Annotated in this window: 9 protein-coding genes and 1 tRNA gene; 8 read left to right on the top strand and 2 right to left on the bottom strand. The window is 48.9% G+C overall.

Translation table 11 applies throughout. From position 1 onward, the window contains the following. On the bottom strand, window positions 1-3,368 hold a 3,368-nt coding region (locus EDC56_RS18555; protein WP_211333764.1), incomplete at its 3' end, for a VCBS domain-containing protein. A gap of 616 nt (window positions 3,369-3,984) precedes the next feature. Here EDC56_RS18555 and gltX point away from each other — a divergent pair. From gltX to EDC56_RS18520, 7 genes are all read left to right on the top strand, one after another. After that, window positions 3,985-5,466 (top strand): glutamate--tRNA ligase, encoded by a 1,482-nt coding sequence (gltX, locus tag EDC56_RS18550; protein ID WP_123714086.1) that lies wholly within the window; start codon window positions 3,985-3,987, stop codon window positions 5,464-5,466. 202 nt (window positions 5,467-5,668) lie between these two features. Further along, on the top strand, window positions 5,669-6,664 hold the full coding sequence (locus EDC56_RS18545; RefSeq protein ID WP_123714085.1) for a lipid A deacylase LpxR family protein: 996 nt from the start codon (window positions 5,669-5,671) through the stop codon (window positions 6,662-6,664). A 195-nt stretch (window positions 6,665-6,859) separates the two neighbouring features. Next, window positions 6,860-6,935: transfer RNA gene (locus EDC56_RS18540), tRNA-Ala, on the top strand. Between the two features lie 82 nt (window positions 6,936-7,017). Next, window positions 7,018-7,203 carry a hypothetical protein gene (locus tag EDC56_RS18535; protein ID WP_123714084.1) on the top strand — a complete coding sequence of 62 codons (186 nt, stop codon included), beginning with the start codon at window positions 7,018-7,020 and terminating at the stop codon, window positions 7,201-7,203. A gap of 553 nt (window positions 7,204-7,756) precedes the next feature. Then, window positions 7,757-8,398 (top strand): hypothetical protein, encoded by a 642-nt coding sequence (locus EDC56_RS18530; protein ID WP_123714083.1) that lies wholly within the window; start codon window positions 7,757-7,759, stop codon window positions 8,396-8,398. A 373-nt stretch (window positions 8,399-8,771) separates the two neighbouring features. Further along, on the top strand, window positions 8,772-9,515 hold the full coding sequence (locus EDC56_RS18525) for a carbon-nitrogen hydrolase family protein (RefSeq protein WP_162844247.1): 744 nt from the start codon (window positions 8,772-8,774) through the stop codon (window positions 9,513-9,515). Between the two features lie 119 nt (window positions 9,516-9,634). Continuing rightward, window positions 9,635-10,969: a D-serine ammonia-lyase gene (locus EDC56_RS18520; RefSeq protein WP_123714081.1), complete on the top strand. Its 1,335-nt coding sequence runs from the start codon at window positions 9,635-9,637 to the stop codon at window positions 10,967-10,969. Window positions 10,970-11,045: 76 nt separating this feature from the next. Here EDC56_RS18520 and EDC56_RS18515 read toward each other — a convergent pair whose 3' ends face one another. After that, entirely contained in the window at window positions 11,046-11,603 is a 558-nt protein-coding gene (locus tag EDC56_RS18515; RefSeq protein ID WP_123714080.1) for a hypothetical protein, read from the bottom strand. 785 nt (window positions 11,604-12,388) lie between these two features. Here EDC56_RS18515 and EDC56_RS18510 point away from each other — a divergent pair. Next, window positions 12,389-12,883 (top strand): DUF3859 domain-containing protein, encoded by a 495-nt coding sequence (locus EDC56_RS18510; RefSeq protein WP_148059464.1) that lies wholly within the window; start codon window positions 12,389-12,391, stop codon window positions 12,881-12,883. Window positions 12,884-13,074: the final 191 nt, after the last annotated feature.

The following is a 13,074-nucleotide window of genomic DNA, read 5'->3' as shown; positions in this document are numbered from 1 at the left end:
GCGCTGTCGGCATCGATATCGCTGGAGACCATCTGGCCGCTGGTGGAGAGGGTCGGGTCGTCGTCTTCGGTGACACTGCCAGTGATCTGGCTGCTACCTTCGATCACGGGCACATCGTTGGTGCCGGTGACGGTGACGGTGACGATCTCGGTAGTGATGCCGCCCTGGCCGTCGTCAACTTGGACGGTGAAGCTCTCGGTGAAGGTATCGCCGGCACCGAGCTGCTGTACCTGGCTCTCGCCGTTGTCGATCTCGTAGGTCCACTCACCGGTGTTTTCGTCAATAGCGAGGCTGCCGAGATTAGTGTTGCTCGGGTCTGCGATGACGCTCCAGGTGTGATCGTTAAGGCCGCCGAGACTATCGTCGGCATCGACATCGCTGGACACCATCTGACCGCTGGTGGTGAGGGTAGAAGCGTTATCATCTTCGACGACGTCGCCGGTGAGCTGGCTGCTGCCTTCGATCACAGGCACGTCGTTGGTGCCGGTGACGGTAACGGTGACGATTTCAGTGGTGATGCCGCCCTGGCCGTCGTCGACCTGAACAGTAAATTGCTCTTCGAAGCTCTCGCCGACACCGAGTTGCTGCACCTGGCTTTCGCTATTGGCGATCGTGTAGGTCCATTCGCCAGTGTCTGCGTCGATGCTCAAGCTACCGATGTTGCTGCTGCTCGGATCCGTGATGACGCTCCAGCTGTGGTCGTTGAGACCACCGGTGGCGCTGTCGGCATCGATATCGCTGGAGACCATTTGGCCGCTGGTGGTGAGCGTCGTGGTATCGGCTTCTTCCACCACGTTGCCAGTGATCTGGCTGCTGCCTTCGATCACGGGCACATCGTTGGTGCCGGTGACGGTGACGGTGACGATCTCGGTAGTGATGCCGCCCTGGCCGTCGTCAACTTGGACGGTGAAACTCTCGGTGAAGGTATCGCCGGCACCGAGCTGCTGTACCTGGCTCTCGCCGTTGTCGATCTCGTAGGTCCACTCACCGGTGTTTTCGTCAATAGTGAGGCTACCGAGATTAGTGCTGCTTGGGTCTGCGACGACGCTCCAGGTGTGATCGTCGAGGCCGCCGAGACTATCGTCGGCATCGACATCGCTGGACACCATCTGACCGCTGGTACTGAGGGTAGAGGCGTTGTCATCTTCGACGACGTCGCCGGTGAGCTGGCTGCTGCCTTCAATAACGGGCACGTCGTTGGTACCGGTGACGGTGATCGTGATGACCTGTGTCGTCTTGCCATCTTTCAAGCCGTCATCGACTTGTACAATAAAGCTTTCTTGGAAAGTCTCGCCGACGCCGAGCTGCTGCACCTGGCTGTCGCTGTTGGCAATCTGGTAGACCCACTCGCCACTGGCGGGGTCGATTGAAAGATTGCCGATATTGCTGTCGTTGCCGTCGATGACGCTCCAGGTGTGACTGCCTAGCCCGCCGATGGAACTGTCGCTGTCGCTGGAAACCATCCCCCCCTGGCTGGTTAGCATGTCACTGCTATCTTGGCTGACATCTTCGTGAACGTCGCCGAAAGTGACGCTACTGCTCTCGATAATAGGCTGTTCGTTGGTGGCGACGATAGTGACGGTGATGGTTTCAGTGGTGACGCCACCGTGGCCGTCGTCGACACTGACGACGAAACTTTCTTCGAAGGTTTGGCCGGTACTGAGGTGAAGTATCTCTGCCGCGTTCTTGTCGACTTGGTATGACCACTCGCCGGTATCAGGGTTGATGGTTAATTCGCCGACACGGTTGTCACCGTCGACAATCGCCCACTGATGATTAGTCTGACCACCGATACCCGTATCGGTATCGGAAGACTGTAGTTGTCCGCCGGTCTGTAATATCGTCTCTGCTGTGTCGGCCTCGACGTAGCCTGAGAGGGTACTTTCGGCATCGATGAACGGCGCATCGTTACTACCTGTTATGGTAATCGTGACAGTTTCGGTGGCGACACCACCTTCGCCATCATCGACGCTGACTTGAAACGTTTCTGTCAGCGTTTCACCTTGGCCAAGTTGTTGGACTTCACTTAGGTCGTTGGCGAGACTGTAGTGCCATTGACCGGTAATGGGGTCAATAGTCAGTGTGCCTAGGTTGTCGTTCTCAAGCACCTGCCACCTGTGATCATTGACGCCACCTTGTTGCGCGTCGATATCCGATGACTGCATCTGCCCTGTGCTGGTGAGTGTTGAGCCAAGGGTTTCTTGGTTATCGCTACTTTGTTCTGTCTCGGCCACAGCACCACTGACGACGCTGCTTGCATCAATCACCGGTAGATCGTTGCTACCAGTAATGGTGATGGTGATGATTTCGGTGTTTGAGGCACCAAACCGATCGGTGACGGTGACCGGGTACTGTTCGGTGATCGTTTCACCGGTCGACAAGCTCTCGACGGCGTAACTCTCATTGAGTTCATAGCGCCAAGCGCCGTCTTGGTTGATGAAGAACTGACCGTAGTCACTTGAGTGGTCGGTGAAGGAGATGCTGTGCTGGTCGCTAGCATCGACGTCGACAATGTTGAGCTGGCCGCTGCTGCCGAGTACGTTTGACTCTTCAAGCAGGCCCTCGCTATCACCGACAAACTGTGGCGCATCGTTGGTACCGACAACAGAGACGGTAACCTCAGTGGAGATCACTCGGCCAAAGTCGTCGGCGAAGCTGACTACGAAGGTCTGGCTGAGCACTTCACCGGGGGCGAGCTCCTGGACGTTGAGGTTATCGTTAGCCAGCTCGAAGGACCAGTTGCCGTTGCCGGAAACAGTCAGCTGACCGAACTCACCTTCGCCGTTGTTTTCGACCTGCCATACCGTCGCTCGGCTGGAACCAATGCTGCCCTGGCTGACGAGCATGATGTCTTCTTGCGCCTGGCTGCTGTTACCACCCTTGAGGACTTCGGCGGCAGGTAGATTATCCTCTTCGAGAAAGTCGAAGGGGGTACTTTCTGGTGCTTCAGTATCGAAGCCAGCAGTGGCCTCGCTGAATACGGTGGCGTTGATTAAATCTTGTTGGCTGCTATTGCTGCGACGGTTGACCAGCTCTTCTTCGCTGACCTCGGACTGCTCTTCCTCGTCGACGACTAACTCATCGACCACTTCCTCTTCAGCTTCAGTCTCTAACGCTTCCTCGCTTTTGGATTCGTCGTCGAGCTTTTCTTGCTTCTCGTCAGCTAGCGCTTCTTGCTCTTTGGCTAGAGCCTTGGCATCGTCGGTATCTGCATGTTGATCGGCAATAGTAGTCTGATCGCTGTCACTGGGTAGAGTCTTCGTTAGACCCTCAGTGCTTGCGTTATTAGACTGCTTGGATGTTGTCACATCTGACTGATCTGTCGTGGTGACGGTCTCAGAAAGCTCAGGATGTTTGTCAGTTGCCATGCGTTCTTCTCGAAATTAGCCTAGTTGTTAGTACGCTATCTGATGATTAAATCACCAAATGAGCAGTGGGTCACAAGAAAACCTGTGCCATATTATCAACATTACAAATACATCAATCTTTCGGGGAAAAAGACCGATAAATTTTCATGTTGCCTAATGACTTAGAGACGAAAGGGAATAAATACAGAGTATTGTTTAGTCGCTTGTATGCACTGTCAGCTGAACAGCTGGCACTTCGAGGTCTCGGCTCAACCGAGAACGAGCTCTTGTACTGCTAGATCAAGTGGTATCGTCCTGTAAGCTGCACCGTGCTCTCGCGATGAGGGGGCATGGGGGCAGCCGCTATCAATTCAGGGTGATAATATAACATAAGTTGCCCGATTGAGCAAAAATTGAACAACCAGTCTATTTGGTTAATCTGCAGCTATTTGTTAGAGGTCAAGTTATAGCTTTAATGCTTTGATTTTTCGATATTAGTAACCTTTTGGGCTTTTTCCAAGATGGAGTTGTGGTTATTTGCCGCGTTAGCCTTATAATTGCGCTATTTCTGCTGTAGTCGAGTCGCGCTATGACCCGTCTATGCTGACCGCAGCCCCTTTAATGTATTGAGATCAATATGACTGTCCGCACCCGTATTGCCCCATCGCCGACTGGTGAGCCCCACGTTGGTACCGCATATATCGCCTTGTTTAATCAGTGTTTTGCCAAGGCCCATGGCGGCGAGTTCATTCTTCGTATCGAAGATACCGACCAGAGCCGTTCGACGCCGGAATCTGAGCAGGCAATTCTCGACTCGCTAAAGTGGTTGGGGCTCGATTGGGCTGAGGGCCCTGATTGTGGTGGTAGCAAGGGACCATACCGTCAGAGTGAGCGCCGTGAGATCTACGGTGATTACGCTCAGCAGTTAGTCGATAAGGGGCATGCCTTCCATTGCTTCTGTACCTCTGAACGCCTTGATGAATTGCGTGCCGAGCAGACTGCCAACAAACAGCACATCGGTTATGACGGTCACTGTAAGCATCTGAGTAAAGAAGATGTCGCCAGCCGTATCGCTGCCGGCGAGTCTCATGTGGTACGTATGGATATCCCTCGCGAGGGTATCTGTGAAGTGCAGGATATGCTGCGCGGTCAGATCGATATCGAGTGGGCGCAGATCGATATGCAAATCTTGCTAAAAGCGGACGGTATGCCGACTTACCATCTAGCGAACGTAGTTGACGATCACCTGATGGAGATAACCCACGTTATCCGTGGTGAAGAGTGGATCAACTCGGCGCCTAAGCACATCTTGTTGTACCAGTACTTTGGTTGGGAGATGCCGACACTTTGCCACTTGCCGCTGTTGCGCAACACCGATAAGTCGAAGCTATCAAAGCGCAAGAATCCAACGGGCATTCTTTACTACAAAGAGATGGGGTATTTGCCCGAGGCGCTGCTTAACTACTTGGGGCGTATGGGCTGGTCGATGCCGGATGAGCGTGAGCAGTTCACCCTAGCTGAGATGCAAGAGGCCTTCGATATCAAGCGCGTCTCTCTCGGTGGGCCGATCTTTGATACTGAGAAGCTGAACTGGCTGAATGGTCAATGGATTCGCGATCTCAGTGATGACGAGCTGGCGGATAAGCTCACTGAGTGGGCCTTCAACCGTGACAAGCTGATGCAGTTCCTGCCTTATGCCAAGCCACGCATGGAGACCTTTAGCGATTTAGCGCCGTTGGGTAGCTACCTGTTATCCGGTATGCTCAAGCTGAGCGAGGCTGACTTTGGTGCGAACAAATTAGCGTTAGAGGAGCAGATGGAGCTGATGCAGTTTGCCTTGTGGCGTCTAGAAGCTCTGCGCCAATGGCAGCGCGACAGCATATTCGACACCTTAAAAACGCTGGCCGGCGAGATGGATATCAAACTGAAAGACTTCTTGCCGCCGTTGTTTGTCGCCATTGCGGGTACCACTGAATCGATTTCGGTGATGGACTCTATGGTGTTGCTAGGTCCTGATGTCAGTCGTGCTCGTCTGCGTCATGCCATCAACGATACGTTGGGTGGCTTCGGTAAGAAGAAGCTGAAAAAGCTTGATAAAGCCTACGCTCAGCTAGGCTAGCCTCCCGCCGCTATACAGGGGCGTTAGCGTGCATGTTGGCGTCTCTGTAAGTGATGCCGCAGCTGACTCTAGCTCAACTAACGCCTAATTTAGTTTGCTCCTTTCTCCGGCTTTCTCGCAGATTGTGTGTTTATACGTTTTTGCTTGATCTATGTACTTGTGCGTATACTGTCAACATTACAAACGATAAAAGAAGTTTTTGATGAAGCAATTATTGACACCGCTTGTTCTGCCGCTCGTCCTTTTGCCAGTCGCTAGCAGTAGTGCGCAAGATATCGATTATTTTTCTTTCTCCCTTGAAAACGATGTGCTTTTTCAGGAGGACGGCGGCTATACCGATGGTGTTGTTTTCTCCTGGGGGTATCGTGATCAGGCGACGCTCGATGAGAATAACCTGCCGCGTTGGATTGATTGGTTGGCTGATAAGGCGCCGCTAGAGCGCGACGGGCGTCGCTATAATATTGATTACGGCTTCGGCCAGGGTATGCAGACGGCGATCGATATTACGCAAGAAGTGCCGCCAGAAGGAGATGCACCCTACGCCGGCCTGTTGTTGTGGCAGGTGGGTTTGACTAGTTACGAGGAGAATATTGCCGATCATGCCAAGCTCAGTATCGGTATTGTCGGCCCGGCCTCGGGAGCCGAGCAGACGCAGAAGTTTATTCACGAGCTGATTGACTCCGATAAGCCTGAGGGCTGGGACGGCCAGCTGGAGAATGAGTTGGTCTTTCGTGTCGAGGGGAGTCGCAACTGGCGGTTGCAGAGTGTTGCCTTTGATAATGGTACTGAGTTTGATGTGATTGGCGGTGCTGGCGCTGGCGTCGGCAACCTGCGCAGCGATGTGGGGGCTGGTATTAGTGTGCGCTGGGGGCAGGGCTTGGCACAGAGCTTCCCTTTGTCGTCTTTGATACCAACGCGAGCCGGGGATCCTTTAGCGCCGAGTGTTGGCGGTTGGCAGGTTTATGCCAAGCTGGCGGGCAGCTGGGTGGCCAACGAGATCTTTATCGATGGCAATACCTTTAAAGACAGCGCAAGCGTCGATATTATTCACGGTCAGGCCTACGCTACCATTGGCGGGGCGGTGGAGCTTGGTCAGTGGGTGCTGGGGATGACAGTTGTGCGTGGTACAGACCGCTATGAGACGCAACGGGAGGCGACACGCTTCGGCTCTTTTAACATCACTTACGAATTTGATTAAATGCTAAAGACTAGCGACTAAAATGACTATTCGAGCGTACTGTGTCGGGGAAGTCAAACGTGATCTAGTAGAAAGAGTGACTCAGTGCACCGGGTGGCGCTGGTGCCACGGCACGGGTGATTATTTTACGGCAAAGCTATTGACTCGTGCCGGCATTTCTATAGAATGGCGGCGCACACAAGGTAGTGTGTATGTGGGGCCTTAGCTCAGCTGGGAGAGCGCAACACTGGCAGTGTTGAGGTCAGCGGTTCGATCCCGCTAGGCTCCACCAAATTCTAAAAGCCAGCCTTTGCTTTGCAAGGGCTGGCTTTTTTGTTTACGCTTAAAACGATATAAAAATAAATGGAAATAATATGAAGCCAATTGACAAGTCAGTATTAGATCCTGCGGTTAAGCGTATGTTAAAGGCGAAGACCAGGGGTGATAAGGTCGAGTTCGATGATGCAAAGCAAGCAGCAGCATCGGCGCTAGAGGCCGTAAAAAATGTAAACACAGCGACTTATGAGGCGTATAAGCATTGCCTTGATATAGAGTTTTAAGATTTTTTAAGCCGTCTTCTTGGGCGGCTTCTAATCAATTGTGATTTCTGTTTTCTTGATGTCGCGGTAATCGCTCGGATAAATTACCTTTGCTACGCATTCGTCAGTATAGTTAAGTTCGCCAGCCTCTTTTGGCTCTTCACGAAACCTACTTGCATTAAAGTCCTCCCTGATTTATCTACCAAGCCCTGAAGCTAGCTCTTTCAGCTTTAGGTAGCTGATCCATGTGATGATGTTTCTACTGTAAATATGTCTAGGCGTTGCTCTTTTTTATGGCTGACTTAATTGTTCAAAAAAGCAGTAGAGTTTTATTGGTTATATTTTTTTGCTTGATTTCTTTAGGGGGTTTTTAGATAGGCCTGTTTATTTGGAGGTTATTTTGTTTTATTCTGTTCGTTATAGATAGATATTTTTTCTGCGGATTTATAGTCTGTGCAGAGATCTGTCTGTCTTCCTTTCTGCTCTTCGTTAACCTATGTGGCGCTGAAGTTGCCTAAGGGTAGGGCGGATATTGAACGGATTTTTTACTTTTATCTTACAGGGAAGGTCTTTTATGCAACTCTTTGATCAGAAGTATTGGGGTGGTGTCTGTGGTTTTGTGTCGGTAATTCATGGAATATTACTGTCAAAAAATGGCGGTGATGCGTTGGATGGGCTGAGTAAGGATGAGCTGCAATATAATTTGGGCTTGTCTGTCGTGAGTTTTTTAAAGTACGCGAAGCAAAATAAAGAGCTGGCAGATGATATGGTGAATTTTACTCAAACATTTGGCGGCGTGCATGCTAACAAAACGATTGATATATTGATTCGGGAGTGCCAAGTTGCGCTTAGTGCGATCACGGGAAAAGGTAGCACCGATAAGGCAAAAGCGACAGAGGCAGGCTGGGGAATCGCTATGTCTAAGGGGGCGCTAATGGCTTATATTAAATGGATCGGCGCCCAGGCGGTAGAGGTGAAACACCATAGTACGGATTGGAGTCAAGAGAATTTAAGTCGTTATAAAAACAGCGTTTGTGGTGTCGGTACTTTTGCTGATAAAGGGACAAAATATTTAGGGCTGCGACACTGGGTTTACATTAATGAAGATGGCTATATGTACAATTGGGGGGGGCAAACAGAGATGGCAGAGACAGAGGAAGCCCCTTATGAGGACAGTCGTCACGATTATTTAGTGCATGTTTTGAAGCTTGGTTAATGATGTAGTGGTAGAAGTAACCCCCTGGTCCCGATTGCAGCCTGGGGGCGGCAAGAAAGGTGTTGTCTCTTTCCTTGTTAATTCGTTCTCATGTTGAGCTGTTGATCGATAGGATGGTTCTTCAATTAGGAGAGGTCGTTAGGCCTACGATGGCAATAGCTTCGATAGATAATAACTCGATAGTAATGACTATTTGATCCGTAATGTCTATAAAATGCTTATCTAAGCCATCGTATAGGTTGCTGGAATAATAGGTGGGTGTTCAGTAAGTTATTGAAAGGTCAGCTTTCAGTCTGGAAGGCCACTCTCGGTAATATTCTGCAGTAGTGGTTGGAAGGCTGTGATGTTACGCGGAGAGTCTGTGGAGGGTCTAATGCAAGATTTTAAGATAGCGGTCGCCCAAACCACCTCTAAGAAAGGTGATGTTGCCTATAACTTGCAGGAACATGTTAGGGCAATAAAGTGTGCGATGGATAATGCTGCCTCAGTGGTCGTGTTTCCTGAGTTGTCGTTAACAGGTTATGAGCCTCAACTCGCCCAGCAGCTTGCATTAACAAAAGAGGATGCAAGGCTAAAGCCTCTTCAGGAAATGGCTATCGAAGGTAATATCTATGTGGTTGCAGGTGCACCGATAGTAACAGGAGGCAAGCCAGAAATAGGGGCCATCATTTTTTCTCCTGACGGTGATATATCTTCGTACTCCAAAATACACTTACACCCTGGAGAGGATCTGTTCTTTCAGGCTGGGAGTGACTTTAAAATACTGGATATTAAGGGGTATAAAATCGCTATGGCAATCTGCGCCGATACTAATAATGAGGAGCATGTGAAGCATTATGCGGAACATGGAGTGTCAATTTATGTTGCCGGAGTTTTAATCGGCGGCAGCGGCTATGCGTCTGATACTGATAAGCTGGCGTCTTACGCAAGCAAGTACCATATGCTTGTAACTGTCGCTAACCACAATGCTCCAACCGGTGTTTGGGAGCCGGTTGGTAGAAGCGCAGCATGGGATCATAAGGGGCCGTTAGCGGAGGTGGGTGTAGAGGCCAATGCTTTGTTGGTGTCAGCGCAAGTTAATGGTGCATGGACTTCTGAAGCGATAAATATTGAATAGTAACTGATTTTGATTAGTACCCATTGTGACTTGGTTAAAACGTCAATAAAGCGATCAATTGTCGTTAATGAAGTGGCTTAGAGTCTCGCGCTCGCTTTAAGAACTAAAGTGGAAAAATTATGAATAATTTTACAGTTGAGCAGCTAGTAACTGATTACCCTCTGGTAAAAAAACTGATTGCGTTAGAAGAAGTCAGTTGGTTTAACCCTGGCATTACCACGTTAGAGCAAGGGCTACCTCATGTGGGGCTTGATAGTACTGATGTTCAAGGTGCGAGTGATCGATTGGCGCGTTTTGCCCCTTACCTAGTGAAGGTCTTCCCCGAAACAGCGGTAACAGCTGGCATCATCGAATCTGAGGTTGTTGAGATTCCAAAGATGAAAGCGCAACTCGAGCAACTTTTTGGCGGAAAAATTAAGGGCAAGCTACTGCTAAAGAAAGACAGTCACCTAGCGATTTCAGGCTCGATAAAAGCCCGTGGTGGAATTTATGAGGTATTGGTACATGCCGAAAAGCTTGCCATTGAGGCGGGGCTTTTGACGGTGTCAGATGATTACAGCAAGCTGTTTAGTGATGAGTTTAGGGCTTTCTTTAGTCAATACAGTATCGCAGTAGGTTCAACGGGTAACCTTGGTATGTCAATCGGCATGATGAGTGCAAAGCTTGGTTTTACGGTTAGCGTGCATATGTCAGCCGATGCGCGACAGTGGAAGAAGGACAAGCTTCGTTTCCATGGCGTTAATGTTGTCGAGTACAGTGAAGATTATGGTGTGGCAGTAGAGCAGGGGCGCGCAGAGGCAGAAAAGGATCCAATGTGCTTCTTTATCGACGATGAAAACTCTCAAACACTATTCCTCGGTTACTCTGTCGCAGGTGAAAGATTAAAGAGGCAGTTTGCAGAGAGGAGTATTGTGGTGGATGAGCATCATCCACTATTTGTCTATCTTCCATGTGGTGTAGGTGGTGGCCCCGGCGGTGTGGCTTTCGGGCTCAAAATGGCTTTTGGTGATAATGTGCACTGTGTGTTTGCTGAGCCAACTCACTCTCCCTGTATGTTGTTGGGGGTCCATACGGGGTTGCATGATGGCATTGCGGTGCAGGATATCGGTATTGATAATATTACTGCGGCTGACGGTTTAGCCGTTGGTCGGGCGTCTGGTTTCGTCGGTCGGGCAATGGAGAGGCTACTTGACGGTTATTACACGGTGAGTGATCAGAGGATGTACGATCTACTCGGCTTATTAAATCAGGTTGAAGGTATTAAGCTTGAGCCTTCAGCATTGGCCGGTATGTTTGGGCCCGTTTTGGTGGCAGATAATGCGGAATACCTTGAGCGTATTAATATGACTGACGCTAAGATGGAAAGTGCAACACACTTAGTATGGGCGACAGGAGGTGGTATGGTGCCCGCGGAAGAGATGGATAAATATCTCGCTAAATCTACGCTGGTATGACGTCTAATCAACGATCGGCTTTAATTGACCACCAACAGCGTGGAAGATGCAGCTGTTGGGGGCTAAATCACTGCGCTTACTTTCTTATGAGGTTAGTGAGGCTTTGTAAACCGTCAATTGTTTGACCGCTGGCGGCTTTATAGCGCGCCGTTTTTTCTTTGGTCCGCATGCCGAAATAGGCACGTAGCAACAGTGTGGGCGTGCCAATGGCGGCGGCTATAAACGGCCAGCTAGCGTTGATGGCGGTGATCGTCGCATCGTTTTCACTGGTGATTGCATAGGCCAGGGTCCAGCAGAGGGGTAGAACCGCGAGTAGTACGGCCCAGGCCATCATATAAGCAATCCTAGGGCGTGTACTTTGGCCCGTGCTATCAGCCTTGCTGTGGGCCTCTTGAATATCACGCCATGTTTCAATCTTTTTGATCTCAACATCGATCTCGTGCTGTAACAGCTGTGCTTGTTGCTCATCACTAAGGCAAGATACGGCCTTGCTAGCATCGTCACCAGTGGCCGTGATGGGGAGTTGTTTTTCTTTAGGTAATAACAGGTTTATGGCGCCAATCGCGGCACCTAAGGCGGGGTTGAGTGATCCTGCTACGGATGCGGTAGCCGTTAAAATGTCACGAATCTTCATTGTTATCTCCGTTCTCTTTAGAAAGTGCGGCACTAGACCTTGGTATTAATAACTTTCTTATTGTTTACAAGTAATGCAGTGCTAGTGACCTGACCGTATTAGCCGTCTTGTGCTGTAATAATGGTGTTGTGAATTTTAGCGGTGAATTAGTGTTCATTACTCGTGTTATATTGGCAAAATAGAGTGTTTGTGCTGTTTAAGCATCATCTTTTAGTACCATCTGTTAAGTTTTCAATAAGCTGAACGTAGCTAGATCTGGCTATAGTAAAAACTGATAGTCGTTATTTCGTGGTAGTTAGTAGTGGTAGTTAGTAGTGGTAGTTAGTAGTCGGAGAAAAAGGTGGGACCTATTGTAGAGGGGAGAGATCTGTTACGTTTTTGTTGGAAATGATTTGGTTTACCCCCTCCTCCAAAAAAACCGTATTCGGAATACTGCTCGAGCTTTGTTTAAAACGAGTTCTGTCAGATCTGTTTTTTACTCTGATATAAAAAAATTATAAGCAAAGTTAGGTAGTCTTTTTTTTGTGGTTATTGTGTTTCGTGTTTTTATTAATTTTTTATTAAAAAATAAGTTGATGTTCGTTCTGTAATCACTGCTAACATTTCGATTAAGTTTCTGTAAGTTTGTCGTTCATTAATGTCTTCGTGGCTTTTAATCGTAATATATCTTGGATACTATTTATTTCAACATAATAACTAAATGAAAATATGCTGGCTATGTTCTTCTGGTGACATATTCTGCGCTGTTAGGTTTCTGCTGCTGTGGACTTTCGGGGGTGCTTATTTTGAGTGGATTGAATGCATTGGTGTGTTTTATTTTTCTTATTGTTTTCCCTTTGTTGTCTTTTGCGGATGAACGAATCAAAGTAAAAATGATCGATTTTGGTTTATATGAAGCGAAGTCTAGCGGGAGGATGGTGCAGTCTTATGGCCTTTATAATGGTTATTTTAGGCCGTCATCCTCATTGGAGCAGATTAAGGAAACTAATGGAATTATTGGTAGTTTAGGTACGACTTTTGGTTTTAGGTATATGGTGACAATGCTGCCTCTTAGCAATAGCAGAGAGGCTAATTTCTGCGGTTCTCATCCACCAATAATAAACAGTGTCACGGGTATTGCGTCGACAAAGGACTGCTATAAGTACCTGTTGAGGCCAGGGAAAGTGCAGTGGCATACGTTTTTCTTTGAGGATCAAACAGAGATAGTCCGCGGCGTTTGGAGGCTGTATATAGAGAAAGATGGTGATATTTTAATCGAAAAAGAGTTTGACGTTAAGTGATTGAAAGTTAACTGATTGAAATTTGACTGTTTATTTTCTAGTGCCTATTGGTTGTACCGCTGTGCCGCATTCAGGAACTCCAATGAATAGCAGCTTGCTTACTGAGGGCTGAGTGTCACCTGTTGCTGTCGCAGCTAATGTTAGGGTAGATTAAGGCCACTTATCATTTACTCTAAGTGAGGCGGCAATGT

Origin of the sequence: Sinobacterium caligoides, from assembly GCF_003752585.1 — a bacterium.
Classification (GTDB): Bacteria; Pseudomonadota; Gammaproteobacteria; order Pseudomonadales; family Sinobacteriaceae; genus Sinobacterium; species Sinobacterium caligoides.
This window is presented reverse-complemented; position numbering and strand designations above follow the sequence as displayed.

What these genes read in the sequence shown, in the direction of transcription:
- EDC56_RS18530 (WP_123714083.1), top strand. Translation starts at nt 7,757, where the DNA reads ATGCAACTCTTTGATCAGAAGTATTGGGGTGGTGTCTGTGGTTTTGTG.
- EDC56_RS18520 (WP_123714081.1), top strand. Translation starts at nt 9,635, where the DNA reads ATGAATAATTTTACAGTTGAGCAGCTAGTAACTGATTACCCTCTGGTA.
- EDC56_RS18525 (WP_162844247.1), top strand. Translation starts at nt 8,772, where the DNA reads ATGCAAGATTTTAAGATAGCGGTCGCCCAAACCACCTCTAAGAAAGGT.
- EDC56_RS18535 (WP_123714084.1), top strand. Translation starts at nt 7,018, where the DNA reads ATGAAGCCAATTGACAAGTCAGTATTAGATCCTGCGGTTAAGCGTATG.
- EDC56_RS18515 (WP_123714080.1), bottom strand. Translation starts at nt 11,603, where the DNA reads ATGAAGATTCGTGACATTTTAACGGCTACCGCATCCGTAGCAGGATCA.
- gltX (WP_123714086.1), top strand. Translation starts at nt 3,985, where the DNA reads ATGACTGTCCGCACCCGTATTGCCCCATCGCCGACTGGTGAGCCCCAC.
- EDC56_RS18545 (WP_123714085.1), top strand. Translation starts at nt 5,669, where the DNA reads ATGAAGCAATTATTGACACCGCTTGTTCTGCCGCTCGTCCTTTTGCCA.